The organism is Litoribacterium kuwaitense, from assembly GCF_011058155.1.
Taxonomy (GTDB): Bacteria; Bacillota; Bacilli; order Bacillales; family DSM-28697; genus Litoribacterium; species Litoribacterium kuwaitense.
Genome location: NZ_JAALFC010000032.1, coordinates 19,866 through 36,761, shown reverse-complemented (window position 1 = coordinate 36,761; position 16,896 = coordinate 19,866). Strand labels below are relative to the sequence as shown.

The following is a 16,896-nucleotide window of genomic DNA, read 5'->3' as shown; positions in this document are numbered from 1 at the left end:
CAAAAGGAGTGTATGTATTTTTTTAGGTGTTGGCAAGCGGCTTTTTTTATTGCATAAATTAACTGCCGTTCATTACGTTTTTATTGTGCCATAAACAACGTTTTAGTTAGATTATCAAAGGTTGAGAATATAAAATCCTGAAACACTATCAAAGTTAAAACCATTCGCCTCTAAGACTTTAATAGAAGCTACATTTATCTTATTCCCGTCAACAGAAGGATCAGCAACTATACGAACTGCATTTGGATGATCTTCAAGAATTTTTTCAGAAATAAGTCGTACCAACTGTTTTCCTACGCCTTGTCCTATCAGCTCTTTGTAACCAATCATAAAATCGATACCATATGTATCTACTGGTTGAGGTGTCTCACCAAATTCTTCTAAGACTTTACTATAGTCATAGTATTGTGCAAAACCAATCGGTTTTTTCCCTTGACTATCTTCTAAAAGAAAATGATGAATAAAACTATACTTATCTTTTCTTCCCCGAATTTCAAGCAACCAATCCTCAACATCTCCAAACCAAATAGACACATAATCTTGTTGTAGCCATCCTTTAATTAATTCAATATCACTATCATGTATTGTACGCCACTAGCGTCGCATTAAAAATAGATCTATTGATGATAAATTCCGAATAATCTTTAGGTTATCTCTTCCATAAAAAAATCCTTTATCATGGGTTGGAGGCAGTAATCCAGCCAAATCCAAAATAAAGGACAATCTCATGGATAAGATTACCCGAAAAACGGCATTTGAGCAATGGGCTGAACCCATTTTCAATGAATTATTTGTGGAACAGGTTCAACTACATTGTCTCAACCACTATACAAAAAAGCTGCACATGGCTTCGTTCATGAACTTACTCTTGTACGCACAACTTCACGAAACGGAAAGTTTACGTGCCATCAGCGACAGTGTCTTTTCAAAAGAACTGCAGGAAGCCACGCGTTTAGATTCAATCAGCTTCTCACAGCTCGGCAGACGATTGCGCCAGGTACCAACGGAATTCTTTCAGGCGATTTTTCTCGATCTGGTCGTGCAGATTCATGACGCGACGGATTTTCAAACGCGACGCAAGTGGACAACGCCATTAAAAATCATTGATTCTAGCACTTTGCCTTTGAACTTGAATAACCACCGATGGGCGAAGTTTCGTCAGACTAAATCCGGTATCAAGCTTCATCTGCGGCTCGTGTTCATGGAAAATGGTTGTTCCTATCCCGATCAGGCGGTCTTGACGAATGCCAAAGAACATGATCGCGGCCAGTTAGAAGTGTTGATTGACGATAAGGAATGCATGTATGTGTTCGACCGCGGATACTTGGATTACGAACGGTTCGACCGCATGACGGATGAGGGCTATTTCTTCGTCTCTCGTCTTCGAAAAAACGCGGTCGTTCGGTCACTCGAACACTTCAAACTGCCGGACAACTCTGACGTGTTGTCCGATGAAATGGTCGTCATTGGCACCACGCAAAACCGGTCGGAAAACACATTTCGTTTCTTAAAAGTACTGGATTCCAAAGGAAACCAACTGAACCTGGTAACGAATCGATTTGATTTGTCTGCGGGTGAAATCGCAGAACTATATAAGTCTCGTTGGGCAATTGAGCTATTCTTCAAATGGATGAAACAACATTTGAACATTAAGAAGTTCTACGCACAAAATCAGCAAGGAGTGCACAATCAAGTATATATCGCCATAATTGTCTATTGCCCGAATGTCCTTGCCCAACTGCGAACCCAGAGTAAGCGAACTTACTTACAGATTAGCCGTTATTTGAAGGCTTCTTTATGGAAGTCTGCACATATCTGGCTTCGAAAAATCGAAGGAAAAAGCGTGCCGTAACGCAGGCGAACAGATCCTGTTGCAGTCGTCAAAAGGTATAGTAAAAAAATGGATGTTTCCTGTCTCTGCTTAGCTGTCTTTGTTTTTTTTACTTGAAGACACGAAAAAAGACGGAATATTTTGAACATATTTATGCGACGCTAGTGTCATTGAAAGTAATCAATATAAACTAGAAGCAAAGAAAAGGGATAAAACAAATCTAGTAATGGCTCTTTCAAATGGGGTTGTTTCTAATGAAGATGATCAACTAGCTATTATTACAACCAATGAAATCACCTCAAAAATTGAGACAGATCATAGCAAACTCTTTAAAGAACTTGAACGTCACGATATCAAGAAGGACTGACAGAAGTTTAAAAGAAATTTGAATGAATTTTCTAGCTCACGAAAACTTACTCCTGAATTACTTCATGCATTAATTGATTGGATAGAAATTAACGCAGATGGTACAGCTAACATTCATTCTCGTTTTAAAGATCTAGCTGAACCACCCGCTACAACTTCTATTTAGTTATTTTAATACTAACAACGCACAGCACTCCACATGCGTCGTCTGCGGAAACATGTCCACAGGCTGAACCTCTTTCACTTCGTACGCGCCGCTGTTGGTGAGGGTGGCGAGATCGCGGGCGAGGGTGGCGGGGTTGCAGGAGACGTAGACGATGCGGTTTGGTTTCATGGTGAGCATCGTTTGTAGTAAGGCGTCGTCGCAGCCTTTGCGTGGTGGGTCGACGACGATGACGTCGGCGTGGATGCCTTGTTTTTGCCAGGTTGGCATGACGTCTTCTGCTTTACCGGCTGCAAAGGTGGCGTTGTCGATATCGTTCAGTACGGCGTTTTTCTTGGCGTCTTCGATGGCTTCGGGAACGATTTCGACGCCGTATACGTGCTTGGCTTTTCGGGCGAGAAATAGAGAGATTGTCCCGATGCCGCAATAGGCGTCGATGACGGTTTCTTCTCCGGTGAGGCTGGCGTACTTCAATGCCTTTTCGTATAGCTTTTCTGTCTGGACAGGGTTCACTTGGTAAAAGGACAAGGATGAAATGTCGAAGGAGACGCCGTCGATTTCGTCGCGAATCGTTTCTTTGCCCCAGAGGACGTTTGTTTCTGCACCAAGGATGACGTTTGTTCGTTTTGGATTCACGTTCTGAACAATCGACACGACACTTGGGTATTGTTCGCGAATGTCGCGAATGATGTTGGCTTTGTTCGGCAGTGTGGCATTTTTTGTGACGAGCGTGACCATCTGCTCGCCGGTTGTCTTTGCATTGCGGACGAGGATGTGACGCAGTGTGCCTTTATGGGTCTTTTCGTCATACGCACGAATGCCGTAAGTCTCGGCGATGGCGCGCACACCTTGCACGACGTCGTCATTGGCTTCGTTTTGGATCATGCAGACGTCTAAGTCGACGAGCTCGTGGCTTCGTTGCTTGTAAAAGCCGGCGATGAGGCTGCTGTTTCGTTCGCCGACAGGCGTTTGCACTTTGTTTCGATACGACCAAGGGTCTTCCATGCCGATCGTCGGGTGTACAACGACATCTTCCAGTCCTCCAAGTCGTTTTAACGTCTCGGTCACTTGGCGTTGTTTATAGGCGAGCTGTCCTTCATACGACAAATGCTGAAGCTGACACCCGCCGCATTCGCCAAAGACGGGACACGGGGCTTCGACACGGTCGCTGCTCGCCTGATGGGTTTCAACTAAACGACCAAAGGCAAAGTTTTTCTTCACCTTGACGATTTTCAAGGTAATGTCCTCGGCCGGCAAGGCTTTCGGGACGAACACGGGAAAACCGTCGACCTTTGCCACACCCGCACCTTCATGGGTCAAGTCTTCTACAGTTGTACGGTAATATTTATTTTTTTCTACAGGAATTTGTTTCGATTGTGCCATCGGGCAACGTCCTTTCCACAAAACTGCTCACATTGTACCACAAATTGACGTTGTCCATGCACCGACAGCGTGTTCCCTTCGGATGTCGTGTCACATTTCCCCGGAAATATTTCTCCTTTTGCTCTTAAATTTTTTCAATTTCCGGCCAGTCGAGCTCCACACCTTCTGAGCGGAGAAACGCTTGAAACGAGCTGAGCGCTTTTTCGTCTTCATAGACGTCTTTCGGGCGTTTTTTCTCTCGGAGCGAAAAAGCGGCGAGCAGACCAGCGGATTCACCAATGTTCCATTCGACCGGATGGAGACGATAACAGCCGTTTGTAATATGGGTCGTGCCGATGTTTTTACACGCGGGTAGCAGGTTTTCGGTCTCGATTGGGATCATACTGCCGAGCGGTATTTGAAACGGCCACGATTTAAAGTCAATATACGTCCGCTGTCCTGTTGAGGGATGGAGGTCGATATGATACGCACCGACGCCGACTGAATCCGGCACTGGCGCTGGACGAGACGGACCGCTGACGTGCTGCTCGAGAATCGTATGACGGGCTTTGATGCGGCGAGCTTCTCTAATGTACGGATATTTGGCGACGCCGTCCGACGTGCCAACGACATCTTTGCGTAGCCGAAGCTCCGGATACCCGATGCCGCCTGAATCATTTGGTGCTTCGGTTTGCATCCAATACAACAACGACAGCGACAATTGTTTCGCCATATAGAGATGATGCGCTTTCTCTTCGTCGGTCACTTCGACGACTGGGCCAAGCCAGTAGTCGCTTTGCGGCCAGTTCATTAAGGAGATGTCCCCTTGATAAAGCTGACCGTGAAAATGCTTTGGATCGATAATGCGTCGATACGCCCAGAGTGGAAACTTGCCTTCTCCTTCATACAGCCCGTATGTCATCGGGTTTAACGTCGGTGGATGAACGGCTTTCCAGCTCAAGAGAGAGCCTGGCCAAAAATCGGCGCGGTATTTTTTCCAAAAGTCGTATTCAGCGGGCTTTTCAATAACGTTGTCTTCTCCTGGAGCGATGTCCATGGCAATCACTTGCGTAAATGCTTGCATATCGAGTGGGTCAGCCTCCCCTTCAAGCGCATGTGGCTCGCCTGTGTCTGCTTTTGATTCCGCGCCGGTCACATACGCGGTATCCGTCATTGGCAGCAAGTCGCCCATTTCGGTCGCATCAAGCACGATATTTGCCTCAACAACCAATGTTTCCTTTGTCTTTACGTGTTCGAAGGTGACAGATTTCACTTGATGGCTGTCTGTTTTTGCGCTGATGGACTGATGCATCGTATGTATCGTGAGGCGTCCCGAATATTCATACGGAGCGAGCATGTCCTGCAGAACGCGCAAGGCCACTTTCGGCTCAAAGGCAAGCCCTGTGACAATCGCACTTCCTGGGTTTAAATGACGGTCGTCCTCAGCTTCAGGTGTGAGTGGAAACTGTGTTTTGTAATAGTTCCGCACCCGCTCCCGAAATTCCCTGTAGCTCGCTGTGCAGCCAAATTGTTCGATCCACTTGTGTTCGTCCGGTGGCACTGCTTGGGAAGTGAATTGCCCGCCGATCCAATCGGTTTCTTCTGTGAGAATCACTTGTAAGCCTTGCTTGGCTGCAGCGAGGGCAGCGGCACACCCGCCTGTACTTCCTCCGGCAATTAAGACATCCGTTTTCACGCTATTCATGTAAAAGGCTCCTCTCTTTCATATAAAACGAGTGTTTATTTTCTCATCTGCAGATTCTTAAGAGGATTCAAAAGAGCAGAAGCTCATCTTGCGGAGCCTCTGCCTTTATATGTGTATTCCTTTCGCCAAAAGTTGACAAACTCCTTTTTATGACAACATGCCTTACACACACGTGAAGTTGCTGATTTGACGCGTGTCGATTCCGGAAAAGCCCCAGACGAAGCCAAACCAGCGATAGCCTGTTACTGTTCTCATCCGTCGGCGAATACGGGTCGGATAGAACCAAAACGACTGCCCGTTGTTCAACTGAATGTACGTATAGCGATACAAGCAATTTTGTAATGATTGCGGGGCGACGGCTTTGACTTGTGGACCGCCGGCATAAGCTTGTGTCGGAATTTGCGATGGTGGAGGACCTGGAGGGGGACCTCCATCTTGAAATTGACCACCGACGCCGGGATAGCCTGGTGGTGTGCTCGGGGGGCCACCGGGGCCTGGACTGCCGGGTCCAGGACCCCAAGGACTGCCAGGGCCACCTGGACCTCCGGGGCCTGGGCCAAACGGACCTCCTGGACCTCCGGGGCCTCCTCCACCGGGACCTCCTAAAAACGGAAATTGAGGAAACATGAATCAACGCCACCTTCCATACAAGATACCAATAGGCTATGTACCTAGCTATGGAATGGTGCTACTTTTTGATCGGCTGTAAGTTGATTGTTAAATGTCCGGCTGAGTTTAGGGAGAGAAATAAGGATTTACTTAGGGTTTGACGTAGTCTTTATTTGTGTATTAATCGATTGAGCACAAGGTTTATGGATGTAATGTATAAAGGGATCACAAGCAAATGCACTCCTACATTCATGACTGTCAAATCCGTTGTCATAGAGACTTCCTCCATTCCAGCATGACTCGCCACGATAATCCAACAAAATTTAATATGAATGTTAAAAGAAATAAAACTAAATATTTCGTATTTTTGTTATATACACCGTAAAATATTAAACCAATATAAACATAGACAATAAGCATGGTTACATTGTACGGGGGTGGAAATGTTAACCCTCCAAGAAATACAGGAGATGTGCAACACACATAAATAAGCAGCTTTCTACTGTGGGGTCATGCCTTCAAAAACCGTTTTGTTCAAATCAATCACATTCCCCATACCTGTTTCTAAAATCCTATTTAGAAACAATGACTATATCGTGAATATAGTTCGACAAAGTGTATCATAAGTTGATGTATTTAACGTGACCTTCCTTTAACGATCATTTTGTCATGAAAAAAACAGCCCCTAAATGAAATGCACCTCCAAATGTTGACGATGTGTCTACCATGATGGGGTCATTTCCGAACGGGGCTGTCGTTTCATTTATTTTATGAAGACTCTTCCTGTGACACTTTATTTGGATCAGCTGGGACGATCATTTCAATATGCCGGTACAGATTTTCGAACTCGCCTGGCAAGTCTCCGCCATACTCACCGTCGAGGTTGAGCTGCATATGATCTTTTGTCTTTACTTTCACACGGCTTGCTTTCGTATAAAGGACGTTCCGGTCTTTAATGTGCTCACCACGTAACGCGAGCGTTGCAATACGAATAAATTCGGCGACGTTCGTCTTTTTTAAAATGATGAGTTCAAACATCCCGTCATTTAAGAGGGCATCGGGCGCGAGCTTTTCAAAACCGCCGATGGAGTTGGAGTTTGAAACGAGAAATAACATCACTTCTCCTTCAAACAGCTTGCCATCGTACTCGATTTCGACATAGCTCGGTTTAATAAATGGAAGCATTTCAACGCCTTTTAAATAATAGGCGAGCTGCCCGAGTACCGTCTTCAGCTTGCTTGGGACTTCATACGTCAGCTCTGTCAGCTTTCCAGCACCGGCGATATTGACGAAATAGGTGTCGTTCACTTTACCGATGTCAAGCGAGGCGGTATGTCCGGCTTCAATGACTTCCATCGCTTTATCGACGGAGCGGGGGATGTGCAGGGCACGGGCAAAGTCATTTGTTGTTCCTGTTGGCAAGAGAGCAAGCTTTGGCCGCCAGGATTGTTCTGCGATGCCGTTCACGACTTCATTTATCGTGCCGTCTCCCCCAGCAGCGATGACAAGGTCGTATCGCCGCTCGACGGCAATACGTGCAGCCTCGATCGCATCCCCATGACCGGTGGTGGCATGGGAAGATGCTTCATAACCGAGGGCTTCCAATCGATTCAAAATATCTGGAAGCTCCCGTTTAATTTGTTCTCTACCGGAGGTTGGGTTATATATGAGACGCGCGCGCTTCATGTCACATCATCCATTCTTTGACATTCTCTGAATAAACTCACTTCATCTAGTATACCACTCATGATGCCGAAATAAATCAATGACACACTAACCATTTGCTCATCCATTGGAATTCTTGTCTTTTAAATGACATTCTCTCAAAGAAGGTGGCAAACCTGTTCAAAATTTCAAATCAGCTTTATACGATTTCGTTGCTTTTTGACGAACGTCGCTATGTTTACGGCTATGCCCCGTTAACTACTTCGTTTCATAAAAAGAATGACTATATAGCTCCACAGCTTCAGCCTGTTTGATAACCCTTTAATCCGTCACCCACTGCTCTCACCGTCATATGAACGAGCAGGCGCTATTCCGTTCTCGCACTTAAGCTGACAAGCTCGGGCGGAAGCATACAAGAGCTCACTCTAAAAGCACCCGAACTGGGTGCTTTTAAATTTAGTGCTTTTCGAGTTCTTCGTTAATGAGCTGGTTAACCATTTGCGGGTTGGCCTTCCCTTTCGTCGCCTTCATCACTTGGCCGACGAGGAAGCCGAGCGCACGGTCTTTACCATTTTTAAAGTCTTCAATCGACTGTGGGTTGTTCGTGACCACTTCTTCAACGATGCCAGCAAGCTGGGATGGGTCAGAAATTTGTACAAGACCTTTGTCTTCGACGATTTTTTCTGGGTCGCCGCCTTTTTCGATCAGATCTTTAAACACTTTTTTCGCGATTTTCGAGGAAATCGTGCCTTTTTCAATTAAGCCGATAAGCTTACCTAACCCTTCTGGTGTTAAAGCAATATCTTTGAACTCAAGGGCGTTGGCGTTCAAGTAGGCGGAAACTTCGCCCATAAGCCAGTTGGAAGCTTGTTTAGCGTCTGCTCCGGCTACAACGGTTTCCTCGAAGAAATCGGACATTTCCTTCGTCAATGTGAGCACCATCGCGTCATAAGCTGGGAGTCCTAAATCTTTAACGTACCGCTCTTTACGAGCGTCAGGTAGCTCGGGAATGTCGCCGCGAACGCGCTCTTTCCAAGCGTTATCGATGTACAACTCTTCTAAATCAGGCTCTGGGAAGTAACGATAGTCGTCAGATCCTTCTTTCACACGCATGAGAATCGTCTTTTTCGTCGACTCGTCATAACGGCGCGTCTCCTGAAGAATTTCGTTTCCGGCCAAAAGCTCTCTTTCTTGACGCTTCTCTTCATATTCTAGACCTTTTTGGACATAGTTAAACGAGTTTAAGTTTTTCAGCTCGGTTTTCGTACCAAATTCGTCTTGACCGTATGGGCGTAAGGAGATGTTGGCGTCACAGCGGAGTGAGCCTTCTTCCATTTTACAGTCAGATACGCCTGTGTACTGAATGATTGACTTTAGTTTTTCAAGGTAAGCATACGCTTCTTCTGGAGAGCGCATATCCGGCTCAGAAACGATCTCGATTAAAGGCGTTCCTTGACGGTTAAAGTCGACGAGGGAAGAGCCACCGCGAGCGTGCGTTAGCTTTCCTGCATCTTCTTCTAGGTGAACGCGGGTAACACCGATACGTTTCTTCTTGCCATCGACTTCGATTTCGATCCAGCCGTGCTCGCCGATCGGCTTGTCAAATTGGGAAATCTGATAGGCTTTCGGGTTGTCTGGATAAAAATAGTTTTTTCGGTCGAATTTTGTTTCCGTGGCAACTTGACAGTTCAACGCCATGCTTGCTCTCATCGCAAAATCGACAGCGCGTTTGTTTAATACAGGCAAGACGCCTGGATGACCGAGACAAATTGGGCAGACATTTGTATTTGGCGGCGCTCCGAAGGCCGTCGAGCAGTTACAGAAAATTTTCGTGTCGGTTTTAAGCTCTACGTGCACTTCAAGTCCGATAATCGTTTCTAGGTTCATCGTTGCTCCCCCTCTCCAAGAGACGGTCTTGCTTTATGATGGTCAGTTGCTTGTTCAAATGCGTGAGCTGCCCGGAAGACCGTGCCTTCATCGTAATGCTTTCCGATGATTTGCAGCCCGACCGGCAAGCCATTTGCGAAGCCACACGGTACGGAAATGCCGGGAACGCCAGCGAGGTTCACTGGAATGGTTAAAATATCGTTCGCGTACATCGTCAACGGATCTTGTGTCTTTTCACCGACTTTAAAAGCAGTCGTTGGTGTCGTTGGTCCGATCACAACATCGTATTTTTCAAAAATTTGCTCGAAATCTTGCTTAATTAACGTACGCACTTTTTGCGCTTTTTTGTAATAGGCATCGTAATAGCCTGAAGAAAGAGCAAAAGTACCGAGCATGATGCGGCGTTTGACCTCGTCGCCAAACCCTTCACTGCGTGACTGCTTGTACATATCAATTAAGTTTTCCGCGTTGTCTGAGCGATAACCGTAACGAACACCGTCAAAACGGGCAAGGTTTGCTGAAGCTTCGGATGACGACAGCAAGTAATACGTCGCTAACGCATACTTTGAGTGTGGAAGTGACACTTCTTCCCACGTCGCACCAAGACCTTCAAGCACCTTCAATGCTTCCATGACCTTTTCTTTCACTTCAGCAGAGACGCCTTCGCCAAGGTATTCTTTCGGAACGGCGATTTTAAGCCCTTTTACGTCACCGGTGAGTTGTGAAACGTAATCAGGAACGTCGAGGGGTGCTGACGTTGCATCATGGCTATCACGGCCGGCAATGGTTTGCAGTAAATAGGCGTTGTCTTCTACTGTTCTCGTTAAAGGCCCGATCTGATCTAAAGAAGACGCAAAGGCAACGAGACCGAAACGGGAAACGCGTCCGTAGGTTGGCTTTAGTCCGACAACACCACAGTACGCTGCCGGCTGCCTGATTGAACCGCCCGTATCTGAGCCGAGTGAGAAGAAAACTTCACCTGCTGCCACGGCTGCTGCTGATCCACCACTTGATCCGCCAGGGACGTAGTCCGTATTCCACGGGTTTCGTGTCGCTTTATAGGCAGAGTTTTCATTGGAAGAGCCCATCGCAAATTCGTCCATGTTGAGTTTCCCAATGGCGATCGCATTAGCTGCGTTCAATTTTTCGACAACGGTCGCATCGTGGACTGGATGAAAGCCGTCGAGAATTTTACTTGCACACGTCGTTTGCAGCTCGTTTGTGACAATATTGTCCTTAATTCCAATAGGCATCCCAAACAACGCGCCTGTCTTTTCTTCGGCGTCGTCTAATTTTTGTGCGGCAGCTCTGGCAGCCTCTTCATTGAGTGTTAAAAACGCACGAACGTCTTGGTCGACCGCCGAGATCCGGGAAAAAGAGGCATCGACGAGGTCACGAGCAGCAATGTCTTTCGTATGTATCTTTTCGTGCAGCGATTTCATGGATTCATTAAATAGGGACATGTCGAAAAAGCCTCCTTATTCTAAAATGGACGGTACACGAACTTGTCCGTCTTCTTCATCTGGTGCATTCTTCAATGCTTTATCATTCGTTAACCACGGCTCTACCTTGTCTTCGCGCAAATCATTTTGCATATCAATGACGTGGGCCGTCGGCTTGACTTGATCTGTGTCGAGCTCATTCAACTGATCCATAAACGAGATAATATCATCAAGCTGAGAGGCAAAATGCTCTGCCTCCTCCTCTGTCACAGCGAGTCTGGCTAAATGCGCGACGTGTTTTACTTCATCCTTAGTAATTCGAGACAATGACTCCACCTCCGTATTTTTACAAATGTCGCATGCGTGCTACGCGTATCTACAATACTATTCATCTTACCAAAACCGGCTTAGGTTGGCGAGACCTCTTGAACGTTTTTCACGGTGTTCTATTGGTAAATATGAATAAAAGGTTCTTGATTTGGCTCACGTACAATGAGACTCTCGGGTCGTTCTAACGATGTAATGTTGACTTCGACATCAATATAGTTCGGAAAATACTCTTGGACGAGTCCAGAGACGTACTGCGTAAAACCAATTGTTTCAGCTTTGCCGAAAAACTGGATAGGAATATCGATTTCTAATTGTTGCAGCTCATCGCCTCGATAAAACCCTTTTCCAATGACACCGACGTAATTAGTGAAATACTGACTGACGTCTTCTTCAAACAGCGTCATTTTTTCAGCATCGTCAAAATGATTGTTCGTCGCCTCTGTCGAAGGGAAAACGACATGATACGTTTCTACATTTGCCCAGCCATCGATGCTCGCCTTGCCGGATGCAGCTGTCCCTTGCGTTAAAAAACGTCCCGGTTGGACTGAGTTTCTAGGTGCTTCTTGAAAGATTGTGAATAAGATTGGCACTTCAGAAAGACCTTCTTTTTGCCTAAGGTCTTGTAAAATCACATCCGCGAACTCTTTCCCTTTTGCGAGTGCGGTCGCTCGCGAAATTTCTGTTTCACGAGGGTAGCCGTCTTCCTGCGCATAATAATGTACTGAATTCATCGAGATGCCAATCGCAAGACCGCCTAAAGCATAGTCGCCACTGTCATTCTTCGTTAAGTAGTTTTGTTCAAGGACGTGCGATAAGTATCTTGGACTCTCTGTATTTTGCTCTTCCAGTGATCCTTCACCGCTTAATGGTGGGTTTAAACCTTCGCCTTCTTCATTTTTACGTCCTGTCCACGTCTGTACATCTTCCGTCGTAATGTATTGACCTTCCTGATAGAAATGCGTATCTGTCGGGAAAGGCTCTTGCGAAAGCCGCATTAACCCTGTCTCTAGCTGATTAATATCGGCACGATTGATCACTGCACTTGTGATCAGCCCACGGGCTTTCCCAGGTTGAAATGGAAGAACCGTCCGATAAAATGACGCGGAAATTTGTTCGGTTGGAATAATAGATGGTGCCGATGCTTCTTGCTGATCTTCTGGTGTCTGAATGACTTCCTCTTGCTCCTGATCGAGCACAGGATTACACCCTGTGACGATGAACACGAGTGCAGCGACAATCCAGATAAATGCTGTCTGGCGTTTCAAACGCTTCCCCTCCCTTCCACTTGCCGTGTTACGTAACACGCATTAAATATACGGCGACAAATCTGCTTCGCTCCAAATGTCAATGCCGAGCTCTTCTGCTTTTGTTCGCTTCGAGCCGGCTTCTTCACCAGCAATGACAAGGTCTGTTTTTTTCGAGACACTGCCGGTGACTTTACCGCCGGCCTGCTCAATGATGTCTTTCAATTCCCCTCGGGTAAAACGCTCAAGCTTTCCGGTGAGCACGACGGTTTTACCGTAAAAAGGTGACTCTTCATTGGCCGCTTCCTCACGAATTGGTCCAGTATAGCTCATGTTGACGCCAGCTTGTTCCAATCGCTCCAAAAGAGCTGACACTTCTGGCTGCTCAAAATACTGCACGATCGCATCCGCCATTTTTTCACCAATTTCATCGACATCAAGCAGTTCTTCTTTAGAGGCTTTACGTAAATGATCCATCGAATGGAACCGTTCAGCGAGCGTGCGTGCTGCTTTCGCACCGATAAAACGAATCCCTAGACCAAACAAAAGCTTTTCGAGCGAATTCCCTTTGGACGCATCAATTGACGCAAGCAAATTGTTGGTTGACTTCTCGCCCATGCGTTCAAGCTGAATAAGCTGATCGTATTTAAGCTGATAAAGGTCTGAGACGTCCTGAATTAAACCGTGCGTAAAAAGCTGAACAATTATTTTTTCGCCTAAACCGTCAATATTCATGGCGTTTCTGGAGACAAAATGGATGAGCGCTTCTCTCAGCTGTGCCGGACATTGCGGATTGACACAGCGTAATGCGACCTCTCCTTCAATGCGAATGAGCTCACTGTCGCATTCTGGGCATTGCTTTGGCATCTGGAAGACTTCTTCTTCACCCGTCCGTCTTTCTGGCAGGGATGCGACCACTTCCGGAATGATGTCGCCGGCTTTTTTAATAATGACGTAGTCGCCGACGCGGATGTCTTTTTCATGGATCAAGTCTTCGTTATGTAATGACGCTCTTTGTACTGTCGTTCCGGCGACTTGAACGGGCTCTAGGATTGCCGTTGGCGTAACGACACCGGTTCTGCCGATGTTTAATTCAACCTCATGTAGCTGTGTGACCACTTCTTCCGCCGGAAATTTGTAGGCAATCGCCCAACGAGGACTTTTTGCAGTAAAGCCAAGCTCTTCTTGCTGAAAAAGGCGGTCGACCTTAAAGACAATGCCGTCGATCTCATAAGGCAAATCTGCACGTCTAGCCGACCAATATTGAACATACGCCATCGCCTCTTCAACCGTTTCGCACCGCTGACGCTCTGGATTTGTTTTGAAACCGAGCGTGTCTAAGTAATCTAATGTTTCAGAGTGGGAGTCGAGTGTTCCGTCAAATTGACCGACACTATATACAAAAATAGATAGATTGCGCTTAGCGGCGATTTTCGGATCAAGCTGCCGAAGAGAGCCCGCAGCCGCATTACGTGGGTTCGCAAAGAGCGCGCCCCCTTCCTCTTCACGCACTTCGTTTAACGCTTTGAAAGAAGCTTTAGGCATATAGGCTTCACCACGCACCTCGATCGTGACAGGTTCCTTGAGCCGCAGAGGGATCGCATGAATGGTCTTTAAGTTTTCGGTAATATCCTCGCCCGTAGTCCCGTCGCCACGAGTAGCTCCGCGTACAAAACGTCCATTTTCATAGAGCAGCGACACAGCAAGACCATCAATCTTCAGCTCAGCCACATAAGAAAAAGAGTCACCGATGCCATCGCGTACGCGGCGGTCAAAGTCGCGTAAACTTGCTTCATCAAAGGCGTTATCAAGGCTGAGCATCGCCTGAGCATGCCGCACCTTTTGGAAGCTGTCAAGTGGCGGACCACCCACACGTTGGGTTGGGGAGTCGTCTGTTTTTAAGTCTGGATATTCTTCTTCTAGTTGAATCAATTCAGCTTTCAGCCGGTCGTACTCGCTGTCGGGAACAGAAGGAGCATCGTTCACGTGATACTCCTCATTGTATTTTTCAATCAGTGGCTTTAGCTTATCGATCCGTCTTTTGGCTTCTTCATGCGTCATGCAAGGTTCCTTTCTGCCACAAAGGCTTAAGCTTTTTCAATTGGCGCAAAACCAGCGAGCAATCGCTTCACACCGACCGGCTTTGCAAAGGCAATATCTAGCTCCATGTCATCACCTTTACCGCGAACACTCACAACCGTCCCAACACCCCATTTTTTATGGAGCGCTTTTTCACCGACTTCCCAGTGTCCTGCCTTTTTCATTTCTGGTACAGAGCGGTGTTTTACTGGTCCAGAAGACGGCGAAAACGGCGGGGTTTCACTGTTGCCCGCGTGTGCCTGCGCCCCTTCCTCAGTGATTAAACCAGCGGGGATTTCACTTAAAAAGCGTGAAGGTGGATTGATATTCGTGCGGCCGTAAAGAGTTCTCATGTTTGCCCGGCTCATATACAAGACTTTTTCTGCCCGAGTAATTCCGACATAACAAAGCCTACGCTCCTCTTCCATCTCATCATCTTCAAAAAGCGAGCGACTGTGTGGAAAAATGCCTTCCTCCATTCCGATGAGAAAAACAATCGGAAACTCCAGTCCTTTGGCCGAATGAAGCGTCATTAAGACGACCGAATCCTGAGGGAGGCCATCATCATCTTCGACTTTGTCTATATCGGCGATGAGCGCAAGGTCTGTTAGAAAAGCAAGCAGGCTCTTATCTTCACTGCGTTCTTCAAACTGCTGACTAACCGTCAAAAACTCGTCGATGTTTTCCAGTCTGCTTTGAGCTTCAATTGTTTTTTCATTTTTTAGCATATCGCGATAACCAGTCTTCTCAAGCACTTCTTCCACAATCTCTGTCACCGAAAGATAATCCTGCTGCTTTGTCCAGTGATCAATTTGCTCACCGAAGCTCCGCAGTGCTTTCGTAAAACGTGCGGACAGACCCACCTCTTCGATCTCTTTCAACACTTCAAAGAGAGAGAGGTCATGATCAAGCCCATAAGCGGCGACTTTATCCATTGTTGATGCACCAATTCCGCGCTTCGGTACATTAATAACGCGCGCAAAGCTCAAGTCATCGTCTGGATTGGCAATGAGCCTTAAGTAAGCAAGCACGTCTTTAATTTCTTTTCGATCATAGAACTTCGTACCGCCGACCATCGTATAATTTACGTTCGATTTAACGAGGGTTTCCTCCATCGTTCTTGACTGGGCGTTTGTTCGATACAAAACCGCAATATCGCTGTATTTATATTGCCCTGACTGGACGAGCTCCTTCATCTTTCCCGTAACAAACTGCGCCTCATCTCGCTCGGTTTGGGCGGCATACAAGTGGATCGGTGCCCCTTCAAGATTGTCAGTCCAAAGCTCTTTAGGCTTTCGATTGCTATTTTGCGCAATGACACCGTTGGCTGCCTGGAGAATCAATTGCGTCGACCGATAGTTTTGCTCTAATAAAATGACTGTCGCTTCGGGATAGTCTTTCTCAAAAGAAAGGATATTTGTAATATCAGCGCCACGCCACTTATATATCGATTGATCAGAATCACCGACGACACAGAGCTGTCGATGTTGCGCAGCGAGCATTTTGACTAACATATATTGTGCGTGATTCGTATCCTGATATTCATCAACATGAATATATTGGAACTTTTTTTGATAAAATTGCAGCACCTCGGGAACCTCTTGAAACAAACGAATGGTCATCATGATGAGATCGTCGAAATCGAGCGAATGATTTTTGCGGAGTCGGCGCTCGTATTCTTTATAAATGTCAGCCGCTTGCTCATCGTAATAGCCCCCGACCATCTGACTGTAAGCGCTAGCCGTTTTCAGCTCGTTTTTTGCCGATGAAATGGTGCCAAGCATTGCCCGCGGATCAAATTTTTTCGGGTCAAGATTTAAATCTTTTAAAATCTGTTTAATGAGCGAGAGTTGATCGCTACTATCAAGAATTGAAAAATTGCGGTTGATACCAAGTCGGTCAATATCTCTTCTTAACATCCGGACACACATCGAGTGGAAAGTCGAAATCCAAAGATCGTCTCCCAGTCCAGTTAATCGTGAAATCCGCTCCTGCATCTCCCTGGCAGCTTTATTTGTAAAGGTAATCGCCAAAATATTCCATGGAGCAATGTGTTTTTCGCTCATTAAATACGCCATGCGATGTGTCAATACACGGGTTTTTCCACTACCGGCACCAGCCATAATGAGCAATGGTCCGTCCGTATGCTGTACGGCCTGCCGTTGTTTATCGTTTAAGCCTTGGAGTAATGATTCAGCAATTTTCATGCTGCT

The 16,896-nt window shown here is 46.4% G+C and carries 12 protein-coding genes; 1 reads left to right on the top strand and 11 read right to left on the bottom strand.

Annotated elements, in window-relative coordinates:
• Nucleotides 1–114: 114 nt before the first annotated feature.
• The gene (locus G4V62_RS14445) at nt 115–570 is read right to left on the bottom strand and encodes a GNAT family N-acetyltransferase (protein WP_312855503.1); all 456 of its coding nucleotides are present in this window, start codon (nt 568–570) and stop codon (nt 115–117) included.
• 157 nt (nt 571–727) lie between these two features.
• On the opposite strand from G4V62_RS14445, the gene G4V62_RS14440 reads away from it, so the two are divergent.
• Complete coding sequence (locus G4V62_RS14440; protein ID WP_165203388.1) at nt 728–1,852, top strand: IS4 family transposase; 1,125 nt, start codon at nt 728–730, stop codon at nt 1,850–1,852.
• Between the two features lie 511 nt (nt 1,853–2,363).
• Here the strand turns inward: G4V62_RS14440 and rlmD are convergent.
• The 10 genes from rlmD to pcrA form a co-directional block, all read right to left on the bottom strand.
• Nucleotides 2,364–3,743 (bottom strand): 23S rRNA (uracil(1939)-C(5))-methyltransferase RlmD, encoded by a 1,380-nt coding sequence (gene rlmD, locus G4V62_RS14435; protein WP_165203386.1) that lies wholly within the window; start codon nt 3,741–3,743, stop codon nt 2,364–2,366.
• 124 nt (nt 3,744–3,867) lie between these two features.
• Complete coding sequence (locus tag G4V62_RS14430) at nt 3,868–5,427, bottom strand: FAD-dependent oxidoreductase (protein WP_165203384.1); 1,560 nt, start codon at nt 5,425–5,427, stop codon at nt 3,868–3,870.
• Nucleotides 5,428–5,589: 162 nt separating this feature from the next.
• Nucleotides 5,590–6,054: a hypothetical protein gene (locus G4V62_RS14425; RefSeq protein WP_165203382.1), complete on the bottom strand. Its 465-nt coding sequence runs from the start codon at nt 6,052–6,054 to the stop codon at nt 5,590–5,592.
• A 750-nt stretch (nt 6,055–6,804) separates the two neighbouring features.
• Nucleotides 6,805–7,722 carry a diacylglycerol kinase gene (locus G4V62_RS14420; RefSeq protein ID WP_165203380.1) on the bottom strand — a complete coding sequence of 306 codons (918 nt, stop codon included), beginning with the start codon at nt 7,720–7,722 and terminating at the stop codon, nt 6,805–6,807.
• Between the two features lie 435 nt (nt 7,723–8,157).
• Complete coding sequence (gene gatB / locus G4V62_RS14415) at nt 8,158–9,588, bottom strand: Asp-tRNA(Asn)/Glu-tRNA(Gln) amidotransferase subunit GatB (RefSeq protein WP_165203378.1); 1,431 nt, start codon at nt 9,586–9,588, stop codon at nt 8,158–8,160.
• A complete protein-coding gene (gene gatA / locus G4V62_RS14410; protein ID WP_165203376.1) occupies nt 9,585–11,051 on the bottom strand; it encodes an Asp-tRNA(Asn)/Glu-tRNA(Gln) amidotransferase subunit GatA in 1,467 nt (488 codons plus the stop codon). The genes gatB and gatA overlap by 4 nt, the downstream gene beginning before the upstream one ends.
• Nucleotides 11,052–11,066: 15 nt before the next feature.
• Nucleotides 11,067–11,357, bottom strand: coding sequence for an Asp-tRNA(Asn)/Glu-tRNA(Gln) amidotransferase subunit GatC (gene gatC / locus G4V62_RS14405; protein WP_165203374.1), 291 nt, complete (start codon nt 11,355–11,357; stop codon nt 11,067–11,069).
• A 119-nt stretch (nt 11,358–11,476) separates the two neighbouring features.
• Nucleotides 11,477–12,625, bottom strand: coding sequence for a CamS family sex pheromone protein (locus G4V62_RS14400; protein ID WP_165203372.1), 1,149 nt, complete (start codon nt 12,623–12,625; stop codon nt 11,477–11,479).
• A gap of 42 nt (nt 12,626–12,667) precedes the next feature.
• Nucleotides 12,668–14,665 (bottom strand): NAD-dependent DNA ligase LigA, encoded by a 1,998-nt coding sequence (gene ligA / locus G4V62_RS14395; RefSeq protein WP_165203370.1) that lies wholly within the window; start codon nt 14,663–14,665, stop codon nt 12,668–12,670.
• Between the two features lie 26 nt (nt 14,666–14,691).
• The gene (pcrA, locus tag G4V62_RS14390) at nt 14,692–16,890 is read right to left on the bottom strand and encodes a DNA helicase PcrA (RefSeq protein WP_165203368.1); all 2,199 of its coding nucleotides are present in this window, start codon (nt 16,888–16,890) and stop codon (nt 14,692–14,694) included.
• Nucleotides 16,891–16,896: the final 6 nt, after the last annotated feature.